Raw genomic sequence first — 24,394 nt, 5'->3', positions numbered from 1 at the left:
AACATATCATAATCGTCTGTTCCATATATTAGACAAATGATGTGCTTTTGACTAGATCAAGGCTCGGGAGGATTTGAAAAGGCAAAGTCATGTCCCGCGTCCAAGAACGCAGTCTCGATAGCGTTAGAACACCAGACAGCACCCTCCGGCTGGTCACCGCTCCAACATCATCCGGAGCTGTACCGGAAGAAACGCACTATCTGGTCAAGGGCACGCCCGCATTTCGCAATGCCAGTGTCGCGCTCTTTCTGTCGGGCTTTGCAACCTTCTCGCTTCTCTATTGCGTGCAGCCTTTGATGCCGCTCTTCGCGCATGATTTTAACATCACGCCCGCAGCAAGCTCCCTGTCACTTTCCGTGTCCACCGGCTTTCTGGCCTTCGCTATTTTCTTTGCGGCCATCGTTTCCGAACGCTTCGGTCGCCGCTCGCTGATGTTTGCCTCCCTGCTCGGCTCTGCGCTTTGCACCATCGCCGCCGCCCTTGTGCCAGACTGGCACATGCTGCTGGCGCTGCGCGCATTACAGGGCCTTCTGCTCGGCGGGGTTCCGGCGGTCGCCATGACCTATCTTGCCGAAGAAATCGACCCGCGCGGTCTTGGCGCGTCGATGGGCCTCTATATCGCTGGCAACGCTTTCGGCGGCATGGCGGGACGCGTCATCACCGGAACACTGGCTGAGTTTTTCTCCTGGCGCGTCGGCCTTGCAGGCATGGGGCTTCTGGGCCTCGCTGCCGCAATCGGCTTTCTGATGCTACTGCCCTCCTCGCAGAATTTTACCCCGCGTCCGGGACTGAATGCGCGGTTTCACCTCGGCGCATGGATTGGCCATATCCGCAATCCGGCCCTGCCACTGCTGTTCGCTATCGGCTTCCTCGTCATGGGTTCATTCGTGACGGTCTATAACTATATCGGCTTTCGTCTTGTCGCAGCGCCCTACGGTCTGAGCCAGACGGCGCTCGGCGCCATTTTCTCGGTCTATCTGTTCGGCATCGCCGCATCATGGATTGCCGGACGCATGGGCGACAGGCTTGGCCACTTCATTGTGCTTCCCATCGGTTTGGGCATTGAAGCGGCAGGTGTGCTGCTGACACTGTTTGCACCCTTGCCGCTGATCATCGTCGGCATCGTATTTCTGACTGTCGGCTTTTTCGTCAGCCATTCGGTCGCCAGCGCTCTGGTCGGAAGGCTGGCGCTCCACACCAAGGGTCATGCGTCTTCACTCTACCTCCTGGCCTATTATCTCGGTTCCAGCATTGCGGGTTCCGCAGGCGGTATCTTCTGGATTGCCGGTGGCTGGAGCGCAGTGACGGAGTTTACCTTCGCCATGCTGGCCATCGCCTTTGTCGCATCACTCGCGGCAGCGCGTTTTGCCCGCCGGGATTGAAAATGCCCCTCAAATTGCCTAGCAGATGATTTGCCATGCAGCTGTCAGCACCTTGACAGCTGCATGGCAATGAATGGAGGCTGGGGCATGAGCGAATTGGCTGACTGGCTATCGGAAGGGCATCCGATCAATCGGAAAAACGCCGCCGAAGTCGTGTTCGACGACATACGGTCGGCGATCATATCCGGTCGCCTAGAGGTCGGCACCCGCCTTCCCTCGGAGACCCGGCTGGCCGACCGGTTCGGCGTGAGCCGCCCCATCGTGCGTGAGGCGCTGCGCTCGCTGCAAACCCTCGGCCTCACTCAGACGCGGACCGGCAGCGGCACCTATATATTGAACGCAACGCCCTCAGCCGAACTCAGCTATGACGGCTACTCCGCACGTGATCTGATTGAAGCGCGCCCCTTCATCGAAGTTCCGGCGGCAGGTTGGGCAGCACTTCGCCGAAGCGACGAACAGCTCGCACATCTGCTTGGACTTTGCGACAAGATGGACCGCCAGACCGATCCGCATAAATGGGAGTTGCTCGATTCCGAATTTCACAGCGCCGTAGCTGTCGCGTCCGGCAACACGCTCTTTGCCAAGATCGTCGCCGATGCCCGCGATGCGCTTATCCAGCAATCCGAGCTCATCAATCTCATGGCAGGTCGCCGCGAAGCGTCCAATATCGAACATCGCCGGATTGTCGAAGCCATCGAGGCCGGTTCCGAAACTGACGCCCGCGCCGCCATGGAGTTGCATCTGAGCAAGGTTAAAACCGCTGTAAACGCCATCACGGGCAGCAGCGGCTCTTAAGCACACCCTCTTCAAACCGACTGTTTTGCGCAAGTGACGGGCCGAAACCCGTCGCGGGGCGGCCTGTGGATAATTGTCACCGGGACAATCTTGGGAGGCTCACGAAATCGCTGCACGCGAAAGCTGAAAGCTAACGTATTCTTTTCAAAAAGATGTTCCGTTTGCCAGAAAACGCAGCTCCTTCCACAGCGCCAACCAGAGCTCGTCGATGACTTGACGGGTCATTTTCAATATGCGTTAAAGCACCATAATCTGTCATACAGCTTTACAGATTACCCACCAAATAGGGTGCAATATCACCCTCCCCATTGAATGGCCCGCAGCACGCCCTAGGTGGCGTTTCATGCCGCGAATGGTCTCCGTCGAAACGCGCTCACAGGGAGGAGCAATGTCGATTGAATCCGTAAAAGCCGGTCCGGTTGAACGAGAAATCTTCATCGAAGAGGATAGCGGCTACCACAAGGCCCTGAAGCCTCGGCAGATCCAGATGATCGCAATTGGGGGAGCGATCGGAACCGGGCTTTTCCTTGGTGCTGGCGGGCGACTTGCACAGGCGGGGCCTGCCCTCGTTTTCGTCTATGCGCTTTGCGGCTTCTTCGCCTTTCTGGTTTTACGCGCACTGGGTGAGCTGATCATGCATCGGCCAAGCTCGGGATCGTTCGTCTCCTATGCCCGTGAGTTCTATGGCGAAAAGCTGGCCTTCGCGGCGGGCTGGATGTACTGGCTGAACTGGGCGATGACTTCGGTGGCCGACGTGACCGCTGTCGCGCTCTACATGAATTTCTTCAAGCACTATGTTCCCTGGCTGCAGGGGATAGACCAGTGGATGTTTGCGCTCACCGCTTTGCTCATCGTGCTTGCAATGAACCTGATGTCGGTGAAAGTCTTCGGCGAACTGGAATTCTGGTTTAGCCTCGTTAAAGTTCTGTCGCTCGTCACCTTTCTGGTGGTCGGCATTTATTTCGTCGTCTCCGGCACACCGATAGACGGTCATGCCGCCGGTTTCAGTATCATCACCGATAGCGGGGGCTTATTCCCGAACGGCATATTACCGGCCTTCGTGATCATACAGGGCGTCGTCTTCGCCTATGCCTCCATCGAACTGATCGGCACCACGGCTGGCGAAACGGAAGATCCACGCAAGGTCATGCCCGGCGCAATCCGCACTGTCGTCTTCCGCCTGCTGGTCTTCTATGTCGGCTCGGTGCTGCTGCTTTCGCTGCTCCTGCCCTACACGGCCTATTCCGCTGGCGAGAGCCCGTTCGTCACCTTCTTCGGCAAGATCGGCGTCGAGGGGGCGGATATCATCATGAACCTCGTGGTGCTGACGGCCGTGCTCTCATCGCTCAATGCGGGCCTCTATTCGACAGGCCGTATTCTGCACTCGATGGCTATTTCCGGTTCCGCGCCTTCGGCTCTGGCCAAGATGAACAAGAACGGCGTTCCCTTTGTCGGCATTGCGGTTACCGCCGTCGTGACGGTGATCGGCGTTGTCCTCAATGCCTTCGTGCCTTCGGCGGCCTTCGAGATTGCGCTCAATCTCTCCGCGCTTGGCATTATCACCGCATGGGGCGTCATCGTTCTCTGCCAGCTGAAGCTCTGGTATCTGGCGCGGCGTGGTGAAATCGTGCGTCCCGATTTCCGGATGTTCGGCGCACCCTATACGGGCATCCTCACGCTGGCTTTTCTGCTTGGTGTTCTGGTTCTGATGGCGTTCGATTATCCGGTCGGCACCATGACCATCGCCTCGTTGCTGATCATCATCCCCGTGCTCATCATCGGATGGTATCTGATGCGTGACCGTATCCATCGACTTGCCGCAGAACGTGCTATAGACGCACGCACTCTGAGCAAGTGAGGGGACAAGTGAATACAGCGCCGAACAAGCCCATGGTGGCCATCATCGCCACCGGGGGCACTATTGCAAGCAAACGCGGTGAAGATGGTGCGAGCACGCCGACATTATCCGGCGAAGACCTGCTCGCGCTCGTGCCGAATATCGATGCCGATCTGCGGCCCATCGACCTTATGGCGAAGGATTCGTCGCTGCTCACGCTGGCCGACATGCAGCTTATCAGTAATGCAGTCGGCGAAGCGCTGAACAATGCCGACATCCATGGCGTGGTCGTGCTGCATGGCACCGACGCTATGGAAGAGACCTCGCTTCTGGTGCAGTTACAGCACCGGCTCGCAAAGCCGGTCATCTTCACCGGCGCGCAATTTACAGCGGATCATCCGCATGCCGATGGCCCTGCCAATCTTGCCGATGCGGTGGGGCTTGCCATTGATCCGGGTAATGCCGCACGCGGCGTGCTGATCGCTTTTGGCGGGCGGGTTCTCCCGGCATGGGGCGTCTATAAGGCCAGCAGCGACAGCGCCGATGCGTTTCATTCAACACGCAGGCTGGATGTGCTGCCCGACGTGAAACTCCCGTCACCGCTTGACAATGGCCGTATCGATACGGTTGCCGTTTATCCCGGCTGCGATGCTGTCCATGTTGCAGCAAGCGTTGCAGCAGGCGCGCGCGGCATTGTTCTCGCCGGTCTTGGCTCCGGCAATGCGACGCCGGAAATTGTCGAAGCCGTCCAGCTTTGCACCGAACGGGGCATCCCGGTTGTCGTATCGAGCCGCGTCCCGGAAGGTTTGCTGACACCCGGCTATGGCGGCGGCGGCGGCGGGCACGACCTTGCTGCGGCAGGTGCGATCCATTCCCGTACACTTCGTCCCGGTCAGGCGCGCATTCTGCTGGCGGCGCTGATCGCCAATAGCAGTCCGAAAGATGCAATCATCCGCGCCTTCAGCGACAACCAATAACTCATAGAAAAAGGCCGGATTGCTCCGGCCCTTTTGTCTTGTTGGAAGATAGATCACTCGCCCGGCACAAGATGCGGTGCTTCGATCTTCGCGCCCGAATGCTTGAGCGGACGCTCGCCGCTCAGCTTGCGGATCAGCACATAGAACACCGGCGTCATGAAGATGCCGAAGGCCGTCACGCCGATCATGCCTGCGAAGACCGCGATACCCATTGCCGAGCGCATTTCCGCACCGGCACCGGTGGATGTGACCAACGGCACCACGCCCATGATGAAGGCCATGGAGGTCATCAGGATCGGGCGCAGACGCAACCGGCTGGCTTCGACGGCGGCCTGCACCACGCTTCGACCGGAAAGCTCCAGCTCGCGAGCAAATTCCACGATCAGGATCGCGTTCTTCGCTGATAGTCCCACAAGAACGATTAAACCAATCTGGGTGAAGACATTGTTGTCACCCCCCGTCAGCCAGACGCCGGTGAGCGCAGCCATGATACCCATCGGAACAATCATGATGATCGACAGGGGTAGAGCAAGGCTTTCATACTGCGCGGCCAGCACCAGATAGACGAGCAGCAGCGCCAGCGGGAAGACGAGGAAGCCCGAATTGCCAGCTAGAATCTGCTGGTAGGTCAGATCAGTCCACTCGAAGGCGATGCCCGGAGGCAAGGTTTCCTGCGCGATCCGCTCGACAGCCGCCTGCGCCTGACCGGACGAGAAGCCGGGGGCCGGATTGCCGTTGATATCGGCAGACAGGAAGCCATTGTACCGGATTGCGCGTTCCGCACCCACGGTCTGCTCCACCTTCATCAGCGCCGACAGCGGGATCATCTCGCCCGATTGCGAACGAACCTTCAGCTTGCCAATATCTTCGGCATGGCTGCGGTAATTCGCATCGGCCTGAATGCGCACGCTGTAGGTGCGTCCGAATGCATTGAAGTCGTTGACATAGAGCGAACCCAGATAGATTTGCAAAGTTTCGAACACATCGGTCACGGCCACACCCAGCTGACGTGCCTTCACACGATCCAGATCTGCATAAAGCTGCGGCACATTGATCTGGTAGCTCGAATAGAGACCGGCCAGTTCGGGTGTCTGATAGGCCTTGGCGAGAAACGCCTTGGTGGCATCGTCCAGCGCGCGGAATCCAAGCCCGTTGCGATCTTCAAGCTGGAGCTTGAAGCCGCCCGTTGTACCCAGACCCTGCACAGGCGGCGGCGGGAACATGGCAATGAACGCATCCTGAATGGAGCCGAACTTCTGGTTCAGCTGCATGGTGATAGCGCCTGCCGACAGGTCCGGCGTCTTGCGTTCCTCAAACGGCTTCAGCGTGACGAAAACAATGCCGGAATTCGACGAGTTGGTGAAACCGTTGATCGAAAGGCCCGGGAAGGCAATGGCATTGGCGACGCCCGGCTGGTCGAGCGCGATATCCGTCATGCGGCGGATGACATCTTCCGAGCGGTCGAGCGTGGCCGCATCCGGCAATTGCGCAAAGCCGATCAGATATTGCTTGTCCTGTGCCGGAACGAAACCGCCTGGCACCGCACGGAACAGAACGAAGGTGACGCCGAGCAGTACGACATAGAGGCCCATCACCAGCGACTTGCGCGAGAGAATTGCGCCCACGCCACGACCATAGGCATTCGAGCTTGCACCGAAGAAGCGGTTGAAGCCACGGAAGAACCAGCCGAACGCCTTGTCCATGACACGGGTCAGACGGTCCTTCGGCGCATCATGCCCACGCAGCAACAGGGCTGCCAGAGCAGGCGACAGGGTCAGCGAGTTGAAGGCCGAAATCACCGTCGATATGGCGATGGTCAGCGCAAACTGACGATAGAACTGGCCGGTAAGGCCGGTAATGAAAGCCAGCGGCACAAAGACCGCAACCAGCACCAGCGCGATCGCGATGATCGGGCCAGACACTTCCTGCATGGCGCGATAGGTCGCTTCAACCGGCGACAGTCCCTGTTCGATATTACGCTCGACATTTTCCACCACCACGATGGCGTCGTCGACGACGATACCAATGGCCAGCACCAGACCGAACAGGCTGAGCGCATTGATGGAGAAACCGAACATATACATGACCGCAAACGTACCCACGATGGAAACGGGGACCGCGACCAGCGGAATGATCGATGCGCGCCATGTCTGCAAAAACAGGATAACCACGATCACCACCAAAACGATGGCTTCGAGCAAGGTGTGTATGACCGACTCGATAGAGGCTTTCACAAATGCAGTCGTGTCATAGACGATATCGAAATCCACGCCTTCCGGCATGGTCTTCTTCAGATCGGCCATGGCCGCGTGCACATTTTCCGATATCTGCAAAGCATTGGAACCCGGCGCCTGAAACACGCCCATGCCAACCGCCTGCTTGTTGTCGAGCAACGAGCGCAGCGAGTAATCGGCAGCACCCATCTCGACGCGCGCAACATCGCCAAGGCGGGTGATTTCGCCTTCGCTGCCCGATTTCACGACGATATTAGCGAAGTCTTCCGGTGTCTGAAGGCGGCCCTGCGCATTGACGGACAGCTGAAGATCAAGACCGGACACATTCGGTGAAGCACCGATCACGCCAGCGGCGGCCTGAACATTCTGCTGCCGGATTGCGTTTGCGATGTCGCTTGCTGAAAGTCCACGCTCGGCAGCCTTTTGCGGGTCGATCCAGACACGCATGGAGTAATCGCCGCCGCCGAATATCTGCACCTGACCGACACCAGCTATACGCGCAATGCGGTCCTTGACGTTCAAAACGGCATAGTTGCGCAGATAGTTCACGTCATATCGGCCATCGGGCGAGATGAGGTGAACGACGAGCGTCAGGTCGGGCGAACTCTTGGCGGTGGTAACGCCAAGCGTGCGCACCTCTTCCGGCAAGCGCGGTTCGGCCTGCGAAATACGGTTCTGCACCAGCTGCTGTGCCTGATCGGGATCAGTGCCGAGTGCGAAAGTGACAGTCAATGTCATGACGCCATCGGCTGTCGCCTGGCTCTGCATATAGAGCATGCCTTCAACACCGTTGATCTGTTCTTCAAGCGGTGTGGCGACAGTCTCGGAAATCACGGCAGGGTTGGCGCCCGGATATTGTGCGCGCACCACGATCTGCGGCGGCACGACTTCCGGATATTCCGAAATCGGCAGACCTGTCATGCCGATCAGACCGGCCACGAAGATCAGAACCGAAAGAACGCCAGCGAAGACCGGTCGGTCTACGAAAAAGCGTGAGAAGTTCATCGTTTTATCCCCCTTAAGCGGGAAGGCAAAGACTCTCCCGGCCCGCGAAGACAAGCGTTCTCGCGGGTTGAATAGCACTACAGTTGCATTCTTCGTGATGCCGGGCTGCAAAGAGCAATTTGTCTGCGTTCCGGTGCTCACGTACCTTTAAGTACGCTCCGCTCCGGTACTCGAAAATCACTCTTTTCGCCACGGCCTGACGAATTTGCAATTGTAGTGCAAGGCTGAGCTTTTGCGTTTACTGCGCGCCGTTCGACGCGCCGTTTCAGTTAATTCTTGGCAAGTGTTTCGGTTACGGGCTGCGGTGCGACGACCACGCCCGGACGAATGCGTTGCAGGCCGTTGACGACGATGTTTTCGCCAGCCTTCAGGCCGCTTTCGACAATGCGCAAGCCATCATAATTGCGACCAAGCACCACCTGCCGGTATTCGACCTTGTTGTCCGCACCCACGACGAAGACAAATTTCTTGTCCTGATCGGAGGCAATGGCGCGGTCGCTCACCACCAGCTTTTCGTCCGGTTCCGGTTCGCCGAAGCGAATGCGCACAAACTGGCCCGGAATGAGCTTGCCATCCGGATTGTCGATCGATGCCCGCACGCGGATCGTGCCCGTGGTGGCATCCACCTCATTGTTGATCAGCTGGATATGTCCGGAAATCGGCGTGCCATCATCGGCGGCTGTGCCGATCTGAACGGGAATACGTTCGATGGCGCTGCCACCCGGCGATGCGGCAAGCTTGGCGAGCGCCTTGGTGACAACCTCTTCATTGGCGCTGAAACTTGCATAGATCGGATCGACCGAAACAAGCGTGGTGAGCACCGGCGAAGCAGAGCTGGCGGCAACCAGATTGCCTGCAGTCACTTCCAGACGACCGACGCGACCGGAGATCGGCGCGCGCACTTCGGTATATTGGAGGTCGAGTTCAGCGGAGCGAAGTGCCGCCTTGGCTGAACGCAGGCTTGCCTGCGCTTCGTCAAAAGCGCTCGACCGCTGGTCCAGCCCGCTCTGGGCGAGCGTACGGGTGGTTACAAGCTGACGTCCGCGATCCAGTTCCGTCTTGGCCAGCGCCACGCGCGCCTCCTCGGCGGAAACCTGCGCCTTGGCTTTTTCAACCGCTGCCGCATAGGGTTCAGGATCGATGGTCACAAGCAGATCGCCCTGCTTGACCAGCGCACCTTCACGGAAATGCGCTTTCAGGATAGCGCCGCCGACACGCGGGCGAATTTCCACGCGCTCGATTGCCTCAAGGCGACCCGAAAACTCTTCCCAGGTCGAAATGCGGCGCGACTCCGCCCTGGCGACCGAAACGGGCACTGCGGGCGGCGGCGCAGACATGTCCGTCGCTGCGTCCGCCTTCAGATGGGGAGCGCCGAAGAGAATGGCGCCACCGCCAGCTGCAGACAATAGGATACTCACTCCGGCGCCCCACAGGGCCCGGCGTCCAATGATCGACGTCATGTTGTATCTCCTTGCCGGTCAGAGCCGGCTACATTCTGATCGTCAGAACAAAGCTTGGGAGGACTTTCGAACTGACGTTATGCTGGTATTGCCTTTGCACCAGCCCGCCGGAAGAAATCCGAGAACAGGCCGGTAAGAGCTTCTTTCTGTGGCGACCACTCACGGTCGGCCACGGTGCTTTCCGGTATCCAGCCAGCCTGACCCGGCAGGACATGGGACTGAACCTTGACGCCTGCCTGACGCAGCCGCTCGGCATAAGCCTGGGTTTCGTCACGCATCGGACATTCAGCACTGGTGACGAGCAATGTCGGCACCAGACCGGCAAGACGCGTACACAGCGCAGGCGCGGCATAGGGATGGGTAAACCCGCCGCACTGCCCCAGATAATGCTGCCAGCCATCCGACATTGTCTGCACAGCGCTTTCCGGGCAGTATTTGCGGAAAGATGCCGTTGCAAGGCAGGGGTCGAGCATGGGCGAAAGCAATATCTGACCTTTGAGATCCGTCAGATTCTGATCTCGCGCCATAAGCGCCAAACCGGCAGCAATATTACCGCCCGCCTCTTCTCCGGCGACGAACAGCATGGACTTCTTGTGTGCAAACTCCGGGCAACGCGCACGCATCGAAGTCAAAATGGCATAGGCCACCTCAAGCGCCGCCGGGAACGGGTTGAGACAGGCCGACGAATATTCCGGCGAGACGACCACCGCCCCCGCTTCAGCAAGAGCTTCGGCGACACCCTCGCAGGCATCTGGACAATCAGCAGAGAAAGCCCCACCATGGAGATGCAGCACCACAGGCGGCGGTGAAAGCAATTTGGCGCCGCGATAAATGCGTGCCGTGCAGGCGCAATCGCCAGCCTGCATTGTTTCAACCGTAAACTTCTCACACATCTTTCTTAACTCTCATGTATAGCGGCAAACCGCCATGGTCAGATATTAGCATTGTCTATTATCTGGAATAGTCCCCATGGATTGGTTACACTATCCCAAATTTCGAACAATGACGGTTATTGATCAATGGACCAACTCTCGGCCATGCGCGCCTTTCTCCGGGTTGTCGAAACCGGAAACTTCACGCGCGCCTCCGCTTCACTCAGCATGCCCAAGGCAACCATCAGCAATCTTATTCAAGGGTTGGAAGCCCATCTTGGCGCAAAACTCCTCAATCGCACCACCCGTCGTGTTCTCGTAACACCGGACGGCGCGCTTTACTATGAGCGTGCAGCACGCCTGCTCGCCGACCTGCAGGAACTCGACGGAAGCCTCTCCAGCGCACAGACCTTGCCCAAAGGTCGCCTGCGCGTGGAAATGGCGAGCGCCGTCGCCAATCTGATCGTCATTCCGGCCTTGATCGAATTTCACCAACGCTATCCCGATATCCAGATCGACCTTGGCGTTTCGGATCGCCCGGTTGATTATGTAGCGGAGAATGTAGATTGCGCCATTCGCATTGGAGAGCTGACCGATCAGTCGCTGATCGCCCGGCGCATCGGCGACATGCATTTTATCGCCTGCGCCTCCGCTGAATATCTGGATCGATGCTCTACACCGCTGCACCCGTCGGACCTTGCCAGCAACACTTATGCGGTTGGCTATTTCCGCCCATCGACCGGCCAGCAAATGCCGTTCCATTTCAAGCGCGGCACGGAGGAAGTCGAGATCAACGGGCGCTATGTCGTGGCCGCCAACGAGTCGACCACCTATCTGGCGGCAGTCCGCGCCGGTCTGGGTGTCGCGCAAGCGCCCTTGTTCATGGTTCAGGAGGATCTGGAAAAAGGCACGTTGCGGCCTGTTCTCGAAGACTGGCAGATCGAACCGATGCCGATTTATCTGGTCTATCCGCCCAACCGACACCTTAGTAACCGCCTGCGCGTTTTTGCCGACTGGCTGGTCAAGGTCATCGCCAAGTCGCAGATGGTGGAGCGCCGCTAACCGGCGTCCATCAAACGCATGAACTGGTACAGTTAAAGCCTTAGAATCGCTGGTCAGAGCACGTCGCGAAACTGCGCGAATTTATAGTCGATTTATTTCCCGATACTGGCCTTGACGAACGCTATTCCGCGCCTATTGATAATTAAATGCGTCTGTACCGGATTGAAACATATGCCTTATTGACGTCTGCTGTCGACGTCTTGGCAGTTTACTTATCATCTGACATGCAGTAGCTTCTCGTTAGCTAATATACAGGGGATTTCTTAGCTAACTCCCGTCGAGGCTTAGGACCTGCTAATTTGATGCAAATGGTGTGAGGCCATTCGTTTGAATACGAGGAGAAAAGGCGAAGGAAATGTGGTTCATTTTCGAGACTTTTCGACGAAGTAGGCGAGCGGATGGACCACATCCTTCGGACACCGAAATGACTGGCGATCTGCTGTGTCAAGCCGCTCGACCGGGGGAACCACCCCGTTCTTCGCGTCTCTCCTCGCATATCTTGTCATTTCTGGTGCCATTTTCACCAAATTAGCAGATCCTAAGCCTAATCAGACTGCTCGATCATCTGCCCAGAACTGCTTTCGTATCTTGTTCTTATTCGTTTTGTAATGAGAGGGGACTATGGCGTCAGGCGACAATCAAAAACTTCCGCTTCTCGCGCTCACTGCCATGGTTGTGGGATCGATGGTCGGCGCGGGTATCTTCAACCTGCCCGGCCGTTTTGGCGCGGCGACCGGTCCATTCGGGGCCATCATTGCCTGGCTGATTGCCGGTACCGGCATGTATATGCTGGCGCGCGTCTTCCAGTTACTGGCCGAGAAGAAACCCGATATCGACTCCGGTGTCTTTGCCTATGCCAAAGCCGGTTTCGGCAACTATATGGGTTTCCTGTCGGCCTTCGGCTACTGGCTCGGCAGCTGTCTCGGCAACGTGTTCTACTGGGTGCTGATCGGCTCCACGCTCGGACGTTTCTTTCCCGATCTCTTCGGCGACGGCAGCAGCATTCCTGCCATTGTCGTGTCGCTGATCGGCATCTGGGCGTTTCACCTGATGATCCTGCGCGGTGTTGAACAGGCCACGTTCATCAATACGATCGTCACCGTGGCGAAAATCGTGCCGATCATCGTCTTCATTCTCGTGCTGATCTTTGCATTCAACTACGATCAGTTTGCCGAGAATTTCTTCGGTGGCCCGGATATGCCCGCCAAGCCGCTGATCGCGCAGGTGCGCGACACGATGCTGATCACCGTATTCGTGTTCATCGGTATCGAAGGTGCCAGCGTTTATTCCCGCTTCGCCAAGAAGCGCTCCGATGTCGGTACGGCCACCATTCTCGGTTTTGTCGGTGTGCTGGGCCTCATGGTGGCAGTCACCTTGCTGCCCTATGCCGTCATGCCGCAATCCGCCATTGCCGCCGTCCAGCAACCATCGCTCGCCAGCGTTCTTGAAACAGTGGCTGGCCATTGGGGTGCTGTGTTCATTTCCATCGGCGTGCTGGTTTCAGTTCTTGGCGCTTATCTCGCATGGTCGCTGATCTGCGCCGAAGTTCTGTTTGCGGCTGCAAAATCGGATGACATGCCGAAAATGTTCTCCGTGCAAAACAACAACCGCGTTCCGGCCAATGCCCTGTGGCTGACCAATATCGTCGTCTCGCTGTTCGTCATCTCCACCTACTGGTCGCGGGATGCCTTCAACTTCATGCTCGACATGACCAGCGTGACCTCGCTTCTACCCTATCTGCTCGTGGCAGGTTACGGCATCCTGGTTGCCCGTCGTGGTGAAGGTTACGCACCCGGCGAGGGCGGACGTGGACGCGATCAGGCCTTTGCCTGGATCGCGGCCATCTACACGATCTTCATGTTTGTCGCCGCCGGGCTCAAATATGTGTTGCTGGTGGCGGTTCTCTTCGTACCGGGCACGATCCTCTATTTCTGGGCAAGGCGCGAACAGAAAGTACAGCTCTTCACCAAGGTTGAACTCGTCATCTTCGGCATAACCGTTCTTGCGGGTTTGATCGGGTTCTACGGTCTGGTGACAGGCCTCATAACACATTGACTCAATCGGCGAATAATCACGCGTAGGGAGGTTCAAGCACCATGACAAACGACACTCCGCTTGGTGTACATTCTGAAGTCGGTCAACTGCGCAAGGTGCTTGTCTGTGCGCCGGGGCGTGCCCACCAGCGTCTGACGCCCAGTAATTGCGACGACCTGCTGTTCGATGATGTCATGTGGGTCGACAATGCCAAGCGCGACCATTTCGACTTCATGACCAAAATGCGTGATCGCGGCATCGAAGTGCTGGAAATGCACAATCTGCTCGCCGAAACGCTGGCTGTGCCGGAAGCCAAGAAATGGATTCTCGACCATCAGATCGTACCGAACCAGATCGGGCTTGGCCTGATTGATGAAGTGCGCTCCTATCTCGAAGGTCTCTCCAACCGCGAACTGGCGGAAACACTGATCGGCGGCCTGTCGACGACCGAGTTTCCCGAGGCGATTGGCGGCGAGCAGCTCGCACTGATCCGCGATGCCGCCGGGGCCAATGAATATCTGCTGCCGCCGCTGCCCAACACGCTCTACACACGCGACACCACCTGCTGGATTTATGGCGGCGTGACGCTCAATTCGCTCTACTGGCCAGCCCGCCATGAAGAGACGATCCTGACATCCTCGATCTACAAGTTCCATCCCGACTTCGTAGGCAAGGTCAATGTCTGGTGGGGCGACCCGACCAAGGATTGGGGCCTGGCCACGCTGGAAGGCGGCGATGTCATGCCCATCGGCAAGGGCAATGTGCTGATCGGCATGAGCGAACGTACCTCCCGGCAGGCGATCAGCCAGGTCGCACAAGCACTGTTTGCCAAGGGCGGAGCGGAACGTGTTATCGTCGCAGCTATGCCGAAACTGCGCGCCGCAATGCATCTTGATACGGTCTTCACCTTCGCCGATCGCGATTGCGTGCTGATCTATCCGGATATTGTCGACGGGATCGACGCCTTTTCCTATCGCCCGGATGGCAATGGCGGCGTCGAACTGCACAAGGACAAGGGCAGTTTTGTCGACACCGTTCGCGATGCGCTGGGCCTGAAGAAAATGCGCATCGTTGAAACCGGCGGCAATGACTACATGCGGGAGCGCACCCAATGGGATAGCGGCGCAAATCTGGTCTGCGCTTCCCCCGGCGTCGTCTTCGCCTATGATCGCAACACCTATGCCAACACGCTGCTGCGCAAGGAAGGCATTGAGGTCATCACCATCACCGGTGCCGAACTTGGGCGCGGACGCGGCGGCGGCCATTGCATGACCTGCCCGATCATTCGCGACGCCGTCGACTACTGAGTTCCAGTCATGGCAGGTCTCTGTCTAACCGACCGGATTTGCGTCAGCACCGCGCCAACTCCTGGCGAGGTGCTTGTCGCATGACGGAAAGCACACGGACATTCGGCGTCATTGTACCGGCCATACTTGTGCTTGCCTTGGTGTATGTGGCGCAGTCGGTGTTCGCGCCGCTTGTCTTTGCGCTGTTTATCATCGCCATGGTCTGGCCATGCCAGTCCATCCTGCAACGCTATATGCCGCGCGGCCTCGCTTTGCTGATAACCCTCGTGGTTTCCATGGCCGTGATGATCGCCGTTGGATCGTCGCTGGTTTGGGGCGTCAGCAAACTCGGACAGTGGTTCTTCGTCAATGCTGACCGGTTACAGAGCATTTATCTCGGCTGGACTGACTGGCTGGAGGAGCATGGCATTGCGCTTGTCGGACCGCTGGCCGACCGGTTCGATGTTTTGTGGGCAGTTCGCTTCATGCAGGGCATGGCGGGTCGGCTGAACAGTTTTGCCGGCTTCCTGCTTCTCGTCTTCATCTTTCTTATGCTGGGTCTGCTGGAAGTGGACGACTTCAACAAGCGCCTCACTTCGCCCCATGCCCAGCCCTATGGCAAAACCATCCTGCTGTGCGACCGCATCATCGGCGCGAAACTGCGGCGCTATATGCTGGTGCGCACGTTTGCCAGCGTGCTTACCGGCCTGATTGTCTGGCTTTTTGCGCTTGGCGCCGGGCTGGAACTGGCGACCGCTTGGGGCGCAATCGCCTTTTCCTTCAACTATATCCCCGTGCTCGGTCCGCTCTTTGCGACAACATTGCCGACGCTGTTCGCCATTGTGCAGTTCGACTCCTGGCAATTTGCCATCGTGGTGTTTCTCAGCCTCAATGTCATCCAGTTTGTGATCGGCAGCTATCTCGAACCGCGGCTGGCCGGAGCAACGCTCTCGATCTCGCCATTCGCGGTGATATTTGCGGTCTTTTTCTGGAGCTTCATGTGGGGCATTGCGGGCGCCTTCATCGGCGTCCCCATCCTGATCGCCGTCATCGTCTTTTGCGCTGCCACGCCATCAATGGCGTGGATCGCCACGCTGATGTCAAACGACAAACCGCTTTTCTCGGACGAGCCGCCCGGCGATCTATCCGAAAATCCGAAAGCATCACCTGGAACAAAGCCAAGTTGAACGCACCTGAATAGCATTCAATGCTATCTTAAATTACCAACCCGGTAACAAGGGAGGAACTGTTATGTTTCGGCTGGGACAAAAATATCAATCCTTCGTCCATGGCTCCGGTTGCTCCTGTTTCAGCCCCGCTTTGCAACAAGCTTCCCGCCGGCTGGACAGCTTTTCACGCCGGTCGTTCCTGGCAGGCCTTGGAGCCACGGCAATCGCCGCCGCCACCCCGAAGACACTCTATGCCCAGACGACAGGCGCGACGAACAAGACCTTGTTCCGACAGGTCAAACTGTTTGACGGCAAGTCTGACAGCCTGCGGGACGACGTTCAGATTCTGGTCGAGGGCAACAAGATCATCGCCGTGGATGCGACAAACAGCGCACCGCCCGCCGATGCGAAGGTGGTGGATTGCGGCGGTCGCGTTCTCATGCCCGGCCTGATCGATGCGCACTGGCATACTCTTTATGCAGCCGTTCCCTTGAATGTCCTGCTGACCGGCGATCCGGCAGGCATATTCGCCTCATCAACGGCGGAGGCCGCTCGCACGCTTGAACGCGGGTTTACCACCGTTCGCGACATGGGCGGGCCGGTGTTCACATTCAAACAGGCTATCGATAACGGCATTATTCCGGGTCCACGCATTTATCCATCCGGCGCAATGATCACCACGACGGGCGGACATGGCGATCTGAGAATGCCTTTTGAAGTTCCCCGCAGCGGAAATGAACTCAGCCTCGGCGAGAAAATCGGCGGTGCAGCTATCGTGGACGATGCAGGCAGCCTCAAGATGCGCGTGCGCGAGCAATTGATGCAGGGCGCGTCTCAGGTCAAGCTGGTCGGCGGCGGCGGTGTTTCATCACCGCGCAGCCCGCTCGATATGTCCACTTTCGACGAAAACGAGATACGTGCTGCCAATGATGTGGCGCGCGACTGGAACACATATATGACCGTGCATGCCTATGCGCCGCACACGGTGCAACGCTCGCTGAATGTTGGCGTGGGCTGCATCGAACATGCGCATTTGATGGACGATGAAACCGCAAAGATGTTCGTCGACAAGAATGTCTGGCTGAGCACACAGCCATTCATGAGCGCGGCGGATACCGGGACGCTGAGCGGCCCCTCGGCCGAAAGAGCAGAGCAGCTGTTTGCCGCGACGCCGCATATGTATGAGCTCATTCGCAAACACGGGGTCAAAACCGCCTGGGGATCGGACATCTTGTTTTCACCCCAGCTGGCGCCACGGCAGAGTTTCATGCTTACACATCTCAGCCAGTGGTATTCGAATGCCGAGGCGCTGCGCATGGCCACCTCCGGCAATGCGGAACTCCTCACCCTTTCCAACCTGCGCAACCCCTATCCAGGCAAGCTCGGCGTCATTGAGAAAGACGCACTTGCCGATATTCTGGTTTTGAACACCAACCCGCTTGAAGACATTCACGCATTGGAAAAGCCAGCCGAAACCATGGCGGTCATCATGAAGGACGGGCGCATTCACAAGAATACGCTCTGACACGTCTCGTCCTACACGGATTGATTCAACCTCTTTTTCCGATCTGGATTGTCAATCCGGATCGGCTTTTTTATCGATATCAGAACGCTTAACGGCATATCTCCGTCTATTGTTCACCATACTGAATACAATATGTGAACCATATGCGGGCTTTGCGCAGCCCATCATTAGGCCTATCTCATAAGCAACGGAACGACGAAACAAACGCCGCTCCTGAGTTTAAAACAGCATTCCATGAGGCGAGTTACTCCCAACCTTTGCCGGGAATGCACCTGAAGGAGATAGGAAAATGAATAAGATTGTTCTTGCTGTTGCCGCCCTTGCCCTGAGCGCCGGTGCTGCCTTTGCTGAAAACCCAACCGTTGGCGAACCTGCCGATCTTTATGCAAATGATCGCACCCCGGTTGCCACGCAGAGCGTCGATTACACCGCACCTGCTGCCATCCAGCAGTCTGGCAAGGTTTTCCATGACGGCTCGGCTCACCGCTTCGGCGACGCTTCCCCGTCGTCTTACCAGAACTAATAAGCATAACGGCGAAAGCCGCACTCAATAGATGCAACAAAGGGCGGAGCTTCGGCTTCGCCCTTTGTTGTGTTTAAAGCACTAGCACGAGATGGCGATTATTTAGCCGAATGCCTATTTTATGAGCATCACCACCTCTTGGGCCTTAAAGGCTTATGCACTTTCATGCCAGCTTTTTGCCCGCGACTGATAAGTCGAGAAAATCGACAAAATATAAATTGTTCTTTTTCAATTGGTTAGAAAATTTCCGCCGTCGAAAAACACATGTTTTGTGAAACTGGCATGACGCTTGCTTTTAAATAGGCAGAAGCAGGGAAGAGCATATTGATGGTGGCTGCCCCTACTGTGTTGGTTCAATACCCATCATAAAAGAGACTAGGCGATGACAAAGTATAAGCTCGAGTACATTTGGCTAGACGGTTACACTCCGACACCGAACCTGCGTGGCAAGACACAGGTCAAGGAATTCGATGCGTTCCCGACGCTCGAGCAACTGCCGCTCTGGGGCTTCGACGGTTCGTCGACGATGCAGGCCGAAGGCCGCAGCTCCGATTGCGTGCTGAAGCCAGTCGCCGTCTATCCTGATCCGGCCCGCACGAATGGCGTTCTCGTGATGTGCGAAGTCATGATGCCGGATGGCGTCACGCCGCATGCATCGAACAGCCGCGCAACCGTTCTCGAAGACGACGATGCATGGTTCGGCTTCGAACAGGAATATTTCCTCTACCAGAATGGCCGTCCGCTCGGCTTCCCTGAGCACGGTTTCCCTGCCCCGCAGGGTCCATATTACTGTGGCGTCGGCTCCAGCAATGTCGGCCCGGTTGCCCGCAAGATTGTTGAAGAACATCTCGACCTGTGCCTCGCCGCTGGCATCAACCACGAAGGCATCAATGCCGAAGTGGCCAAGGGCCAGTGGGAATTCCAGATTTTCGGCAAGGGTTCGAAGAACGCTGCCGACCAGATCTGGATGGCGCGCTACCTTCTGCTTCGCCTCTGCGAACAGTATGAAATCGACATCGAATTCCATTGCAAGCCGCTGGGCGACACCGACTGGAACGGCTCGGGCATGCATTGCAACTTCTCGACCAAGTTCATGCGTGAAGTTGGCGGCAAGGACTATTTCGAAGCGCTGATGGCGCAGTTCGACAAGAACCTGCAGGACCACATCGACGTCTACGGCCCGGACAACCATCTGCGCTTGACCGGCAAGCACGAAACGGCTCCGCTGAACAAGTTCTCCTACGGAGTTGCAGATCGTGGCGCTTCGATCCGCGTTCCGCATTCCTTCGTCAAGAACGGCTATAAGGGCTATCTTGAAGATCGCCGCCCGAACTCGCAGGGCTGCCCATACCAGATCGCCTCCCAGGTGCTGAAGACCATTTCCGAAGTTCCGACCTCGGAAGATGAAGCTCTTGCCGCTTAATTAGGCAGGCAGAGAGACCAAACGAAAATGGCCGGGGCGCAAGCTCCGGCCATTTTTTGTGCATGTGAGCGGTGTCTGGTTCGGATCACACAGGCATCAGAGCCGTACCGATAGGAACGAGCGCGAAAGCCAAGGCCAGCAGCAGAAGGGCTGTCGCAAGAATGCCCGCGCAATGGGCCAGCAATATCTGCGTTGCGGAAACTGCATCCGCATCATCGTTCTGCCTCTTCATCACACGTCTGCTCCCGGCAATGTCTCCAGAAGTGGGCGAGCAAAATGCAGAACTTCGAAGGCAGTGCCTTGGCCGGTCGGTTCTGGTCGTTCCGACGAGACCAGCACACGCGTCAGTTTCCAGCTGAGCGGGTCCAGCCCCACGGCTGAGGCCACAGTTGCCGCCTGCCCGGACAACAGACGATTGCGCTCGATCTCCGCGGCGATCACATCGGTAAGCTCGCTATCGACCGGAACGGCAATCTCTTCCTTATGGAGGAAGCGCGCTTCCCGTGCCGCACCCTTACGAGCATCAAGTGCGAAGGCAGTCGCAATATCCGCGCGTCCAAAGCTGTCCGTCACAGTCTTGTAAGCGCCCGATATGAGAAAATCGCGAAAGCCTGCATCGTCCTGCCAGAGATAGAGCGAGGAATAGTGATTGGCCGTCGCGCCCAGCGCCCCGCTTTCACGCAGGAGGAAAGCCTTGAAAAGCAACCTCGGCGTGGAATCCCATAGTTTCCCGCGCTCGCGCGCCCGTTCCCGGATCAGATTGATATCGTAGTTCGATGGCAGCCGGTGGCCGTAATTGGCAATGATCATGACCCTTGTCCTTGCATTTCGTGCATCCTGCAAAGAAAGGTAGCCATCGACCGAACATTTGAATAGAATATCATTGGATGTTTCAATGATAACAGATTGAAATGGTATAGCCATGAAGGGACTGGATATCGAGGCCGCCCGCGCCTTCGTTCTGACCGCCGAGCTTCGCAGCTTCACCCGCGCGGCGGAGGCGCTCAACACCACACAAGCCGCTGTGAGTCTGAAGATCAAGCGTCTCGAAGACGGCATCGGACGCAAGCTTTTGGAGCGCACGCCAAGGCTCGTTCGCCTTTCCGCGGACGGCGACGCCTTCTTGCCACGTGCCCGCGCACTGGTGGCAGCGCATGAAGAGGCCATCGCCTGTTTCGACCTCGATCCTCGCCATCTGGTCGTCGGCATCAGTCATCATATCGTCGGTGCGGAGCTGCCTTTGTTGCTGAAGCGTCTGGGCAGTGCCGAGCCCGGCCTTGTGCTGGAAATGCGAATAGCGACCTCAAGGGATACGCTCGCAGATTTCGAGCGCGGTCTTCTCGACGCGGCCATTGTACTGCGCCATGACAACACCCGGCGCGATGGCGAGAAAATACTGGAAGAAACCTTCGGGTGGATGGCCACGCCCGATTTTGAATATCGCAAGGGTGAACCCTTGCGTCTGGCAACGCAGGCAGCGCCTTGCAATGTGCGCAGCATGGCGACAGATGCGCTTGACGCAGCGCATATTCCGTGGACGGAGGCCTTCGTTGGCGGCGGCGTCATGACGGTCGGTGCAGCCGCTTCAGCCGGACTGGCCGTCGCGGCGTTGGGCCGCCGGGTTGCACCAGCAGGAACCATCGATATCGGGCCGCAGGCGGGTCTGCCCCCGCTGCCATCGCGTGATGTTCTGCTCTACACCAGTGTTCACGATCAGCAGGCAAAAGCTGCGCTGCGCGCGCTGAGCGCGGCAATCCGCGCAACCGCAAACAGGGCCATCGGTGTTTGAACAAAGCCCCGCCCGATCAACCGACCGGGCAAGGCAATTTGCGATGTGCTTCAACGCAGGTGATGAACCGCCTGCAATTCATAGACCGGCGTATCAATGCCCTCCATGCGAGCCTTCAGTTGCAGCGACAAATATTGCGAATAATGCCGCGACTGATGCAGGTTGCCGCCGTGGAACCACAGCGCCTCCTGCTGCGTCGGCTTCCACATATTGCGCTGTTCGCCTTCCCACGGACCCGGGTCCTTGGGCGTTTCTGACCCGAGACCCCAGACCTTGCCGACCTTGTCCGCTGTCTCCTGATCGATGATATCCGCAACCCAGCCATTCATCGAACCATAGCCCGTCGCATAGACGATCAGATCGGCAGGCAGCTCGGTCCCGTTGGCGATCCGAACCGAATTTTCGGTGATCTCATCAATCTGCCCCGAGGCAAGCTTGATCTTGCCGTCGATGATGAGCTGCGAAGCGCCGATATCGATATAATAGCCGGAGCCGCGCCGCAGATATTTGAGGAACAGGCCCGAACCGTCAGAGCCGAAATCCAGCTGGAAGCCGGCCTTTTCAAGCGCTGCATAGAAATCGGCATCGATCTCGCGGATCTTGTCATAGATGGGCTTCTGGAACTCGTGCATGATGCGATAAGGCAGCGACGCGAAGATCAGGTCGGCCTTGGCAGTGGTGACACCGTTTTGCAAAGCCTCTTCCGAATAAAGCGCGCCAAGCCCGTGCTTCATCAGCGGTTCGGAGCGAACAATATGCGTCGATGAGCGCTGCACCATGGTCACATCCACACCCGCTTCGCAAAGCGCTGCGCAAATATCATGCGCCGAATTGTTCGACCCGATGACAACGACCTTCTTGCCTTTGTAACCGTCCGGCCCCGGGTGGCGGGACGAATGCTGCTGCTCGCCCTTGAAGCGGTCCTGCCCTTTGACGCTCGGAATATTCGCCTTGCCCGACATGCCGGTTGCGAAGACCAGTTGCTTTGGACGCAGAATGACTTCCTCGCCGTCCCGGTCCACAACGACAGACCATTCCTTCTTGTCCTCGTTCCACTGCGCAGATTTGACCGTGGAGCGTGTCCAGTAATTCAGCTCCATCACCTTGGTGTAGAATTCCAGCCAGTCGCCAATCTTGTCCTTCGGCGCAAAGACCGGCCAGTTTTTCGGGAAGTCGATATAGGGCAGATGATCATACCAGACCGGATCATGCAGGCAGAGCGACTTGTAGCGCTTGCGCCATGAATCGCCTGGACGTTCGTTGCGCTCGACGATGATCGTTGGCACGCCAAGCTGACGCAGGCGTGCGCCGAGCGCAATACCGCCCTGCCCGCCGCCGATCACCAGCACATAGGGCTGCTTGTCATAGCCGAGTGTGCGGGCTTCCTCCTCCTGCTCTTCCTTCCAAGTCTTGGCGCCAAGATCCCGACCGTGCTTCGCGCCTAACGGGCGGGTAAAGCCGGACTTTTCTTCGTGACCTTTCAGTTCCGACATGGCGGTGAGAAGGGTCCATATCTTGCCACCCTTCAGCCGAATGAGACCGTAACCGCGCGCGACTTCTGTCTCGAACGAGATCCAGCTTTCGGTGACGCCATCGGCTTCTGTCGCCGTTTCCCCCGCTGCGACGAGCCATTTGGTCGGCTTCACAAGCTGCAATTGCGATTGCAGCATATCGCGCACCTGATCATGACCCTCCACAGTCTTGATGTTCCAGGTGAAGGCGACCAGATCGCGCCAGTAGCAATCATCGGCAAACATCGAAACCGCTTCATCGATCCGGCCCGCTTCAAGTGCTGCGCCGAACTTGTCGAGAAAGGCCTGCACGCGGACATTTGGTGTTTTCTCAAGCATTGCAATTTCCTCCCTTAGATATTGACGCCGGGCTCTCCCAAGCCCGGCAGCGAAATGCGTTACCTTTTGAGATCGATCAGAATTTTGAGCTGCGTACCCGCCGGATCGAGCAAGCGGTCGAAACCTTCGGCAACAGCGTCCTCCAACGCGATTGTCTTGGTAACGATCTTTTTCGCCGGGATTTGGCCACTTGCAATCAGCCTTGCGACACGCGGCCAGTAATGGGTGGGATAGGCCCAGGAACCGCGAATATCGATATCCTTGAACGTGACATCGAACCAGTTGAGCGGGTTTTCATGCGGGTGAAGGCCGGTCTGCACCACCACGCCCTGCTTGCGAACGGCATCGGTGCAGTTCTTCAGAGCATGTTCATTGCCAACGCATTCAATTGCCACGTCGCAGCCGACATTGCCTTCCGTTTCGGCCCGGACCACATCGCCAACATTTTCCGACTTCGGATTGATGGTACGAATGTCACCCAGCTTTTCGCGTGCGAGCTGCAAGCGGGTCTCGTTGAGATCCGACAGGAATATCTGCGACGCGCCCGCAGCCCGAGCAGCCATCGCCACCAGAATGCCGATGGGACCAGCGCCAGTGACAAGCACGCTGTTGCCAGCCGTCACGCCGCCACGGTCGCAGGCGTAAACCGCAACTGCCGTTGGCTCGATCAGCGCCGCCTCTTCATCGCTGAGGTCGTCGGGGATTGGCTGTACATTATAGCTGTTGAGCAGGGCCTGTTGGGCCATACCGCCCGAATGCCAAGACAAGCCAGCGAGCGCCAGACTCGTGCTCAGGTGATGAAGCCCGCGATCAGCAAAATAGTCGCCAGCCCGTGGCATGATGAGCGGCTGCACGGACACGCGGTCGCCCACCTTCACATGGTGAACATCGGCCCCCACGGCTTTGACCAAGCCGCCAAATTCATGGCCCAAAATCTGAGGCCCACTTGCCTTGGTGAAGGGATGCGGTTCAGTCGGAATGAAAATCGGACCATAGGCATATTCGTGCAGATCGGTCCCGCAGATGCCGCAAAAGCGGTTTTCAATCAGAACCTGATCTGCGCAAAGATCGGCTGGCGCCGGCACGTCTTCAACGCGCAGATCCTTGGCAGCATAAAAGCGCAACGCACGCATATATTTCTCCTCCAATTGCGTCACTGGAGGAAAAAGCA

At 57.6% G+C, this 24,394-nt stretch carries 19 protein-coding genes; 12 read left to right on the top strand and 7 right to left on the bottom strand.

The annotated features are described in order from the left end of the window. Positions 1 to 89 precede the first annotated feature (89 nt). The 4 genes from QBD01_RS14935 (at position 90) to QBD01_RS14920 (ending at position 4,991) form a co-directional block, all read left to right on the top strand. The gene (locus QBD01_RS14935) at positions 90 to 1,382 is read left to right on the top strand and encodes an MFS transporter (RefSeq protein WP_280993448.1); all 1,293 of its coding nucleotides are present in this window, start codon (positions 90 to 92) and stop codon (positions 1,380 to 1,382) included. A gap of 87 nt (positions 1,383 to 1,469) precedes the next feature. After that, positions 1,470 to 2,177, top strand: a complete 708-nt coding sequence (locus QBD01_RS14930) for a FadR/GntR family transcriptional regulator (protein ID WP_280993447.1) — start codon at positions 1,470 to 1,472, stop codon at positions 2,175 to 2,177. Between the two features lie 388 nt (positions 2,178 to 2,565). Next, entirely contained in the window at positions 2,566 to 4,035 is a 1,470-nt protein-coding gene (locus QBD01_RS14925) for an amino acid permease (RefSeq protein ID WP_280993446.1), read from the top strand. Between the two features lie 32 nt (positions 4,036 to 4,067). After that, positions 4,068 to 4,991 (top strand): asparaginase, encoded by a 924-nt coding sequence (locus QBD01_RS14920; protein ID WP_280993575.1) that lies wholly within the window; start codon positions 4,068 to 4,070, stop codon positions 4,989 to 4,991. Between the two features lie 53 nt (positions 4,992 to 5,044). Here QBD01_RS14920 and QBD01_RS14915 read toward each other — a convergent pair whose 3' ends face one another. From QBD01_RS14915 to QBD01_RS14905, 3 genes are all read right to left on the bottom strand, one after another. Then, a complete protein-coding gene (locus tag QBD01_RS14915; RefSeq protein WP_280993445.1) occupies positions 5,045 to 8,230 on the bottom strand; it encodes a multidrug efflux RND transporter permease subunit in 3,186 nt (1,061 codons plus the stop codon). A 269-nt stretch (positions 8,231 to 8,499) separates the two neighbouring features. Next, positions 8,500 to 9,690: an efflux RND transporter periplasmic adaptor subunit gene (locus QBD01_RS14910; protein WP_280993444.1), complete on the bottom strand. Its 1,191-nt coding sequence runs from the start codon at positions 9,688 to 9,690 to the stop codon at positions 8,500 to 8,502. 77 nt (positions 9,691 to 9,767) lie between these two features. Then, complete coding sequence (locus QBD01_RS14905; RefSeq protein ID WP_280993443.1) at positions 9,768 to 10,583, bottom strand: alpha/beta hydrolase; 816 nt, start codon at positions 10,581 to 10,583, stop codon at positions 9,768 to 9,770. Positions 10,584 to 10,709: 126 nt separating this feature from the next. On the opposite strand from QBD01_RS14905, the gene QBD01_RS14900 reads away from it, so the two are divergent. The 7 genes from QBD01_RS14900 to QBD01_RS14870 all read left to right on the top strand — a co-directional run bounded on the left by QBD01_RS14900 (position 10,710) and on the right by QBD01_RS14870 (position 19,584). Then, positions 10,710 to 11,624: a LysR substrate-binding domain-containing protein gene (locus QBD01_RS14900; RefSeq protein ID WP_280993442.1), complete on the top strand. Its 915-nt coding sequence runs from the start codon at positions 10,710 to 10,712 to the stop codon at positions 11,622 to 11,624. 621 nt (positions 11,625 to 12,245) lie between these two features. Continuing rightward, complete coding sequence (locus QBD01_RS14895; protein WP_182521267.1) at positions 12,246 to 13,679, top strand: basic amino acid/polyamine antiporter; 1,434 nt, start codon at positions 12,246 to 12,248, stop codon at positions 13,677 to 13,679. Between the two features lie 41 nt (positions 13,680 to 13,720). Continuing rightward, positions 13,721 to 14,965: an arginine deiminase gene (gene arcA / locus QBD01_RS14890; protein WP_182521268.1), complete on the top strand. Its 1,245-nt coding sequence runs from the start codon at positions 13,721 to 13,723 to the stop codon at positions 14,963 to 14,965. A gap of 80 nt (positions 14,966 to 15,045) precedes the next feature. After that, positions 15,046 to 16,131, top strand: a complete 1,086-nt coding sequence (locus QBD01_RS14885) for an AI-2E family transporter (protein WP_280993441.1) — start codon at positions 15,046 to 15,048, stop codon at positions 16,129 to 16,131. A 64-nt stretch (positions 16,132 to 16,195) separates the two neighbouring features. Then, entirely contained in the window at positions 16,196 to 17,638 is a 1,443-nt protein-coding gene (locus tag QBD01_RS14880; RefSeq protein ID WP_280993440.1) for an amidohydrolase family protein, read from the top strand. Positions 17,639 to 17,927: 289 nt separating this feature from the next. After that, positions 17,928 to 18,161 (top strand): hypothetical protein, encoded by a 234-nt coding sequence (locus tag QBD01_RS14875; protein WP_182521271.1) that lies wholly within the window; start codon positions 17,928 to 17,930, stop codon positions 18,159 to 18,161. Positions 18,162 to 18,543: 382 nt separating this feature from the next. Next, entirely contained in the window at positions 18,544 to 19,584 is a 1,041-nt protein-coding gene (locus QBD01_RS14870; RefSeq protein WP_280993439.1) for a glutamine synthetase beta-grasp domain-containing protein, read from the top strand. 85 nt (positions 19,585 to 19,669) lie between these two features. Here the strand turns inward: QBD01_RS14870 and QBD01_RS14865 are convergent, their stop codons facing one another. Both QBD01_RS14865 and QBD01_RS14860 read right to left on the bottom strand, forming a co-directional pair. Next, positions 19,670 to 19,816: a hypothetical protein gene (locus QBD01_RS14865; RefSeq protein ID WP_280993438.1), complete on the bottom strand. Its 147-nt coding sequence runs from the start codon at positions 19,814 to 19,816 to the stop codon at positions 19,670 to 19,672. Then, positions 19,816 to 20,394 carry a DUF4865 family protein gene (locus QBD01_RS14860; protein ID WP_280993437.1) on the bottom strand — a complete coding sequence of 193 codons (579 nt, stop codon included), beginning with the start codon at positions 20,392 to 20,394 and terminating at the stop codon, positions 19,816 to 19,818. The genes QBD01_RS14865 and QBD01_RS14860 overlap by 1 nt, the downstream gene beginning before the upstream one ends. Positions 20,395 to 20,506: 112 nt before the next feature. On the opposite strand from QBD01_RS14860, the gene QBD01_RS14855 reads away from it, so the two are divergent. After that, complete coding sequence (locus tag QBD01_RS14855; protein ID WP_280993436.1) at positions 20,507 to 21,373, top strand: LysR family transcriptional regulator; 867 nt, start codon at positions 20,507 to 20,509, stop codon at positions 21,371 to 21,373. Positions 21,374 to 21,423: 50 nt separating this feature from the next. On the opposite strand, the gene QBD01_RS14850 is transcribed toward QBD01_RS14855, so the two are convergent. Both QBD01_RS14850 and QBD01_RS14845 read right to left on the bottom strand, forming a co-directional pair. Further along, complete coding sequence (locus tag QBD01_RS14850) at positions 21,424 to 23,223, bottom strand: NAD(P)/FAD-dependent oxidoreductase (protein ID WP_280993435.1); 1,800 nt, start codon at positions 23,221 to 23,223, stop codon at positions 21,424 to 21,426. Positions 23,224 to 23,282: 59 nt separating this feature from the next. Further along, complete coding sequence (locus QBD01_RS14845) at positions 23,283 to 24,356, bottom strand: 2,3-butanediol dehydrogenase (protein WP_280993434.1); 1,074 nt, start codon at positions 24,354 to 24,356, stop codon at positions 23,283 to 23,285. Between the last annotated feature and the right edge of the window lie 38 nt (positions 24,357 to 24,394).

It is taken from the genome of Ochrobactrum sp. 19YEA23 (assembly GCF_029909865.1).
GTDB classification, from domain to species: domain Bacteria; phylum Pseudomonadota; class Alphaproteobacteria; order Rhizobiales; family Rhizobiaceae; genus Brucella; species Brucella gambitense.
This window is presented reverse-complemented; position numbering and strand designations above follow the sequence as displayed.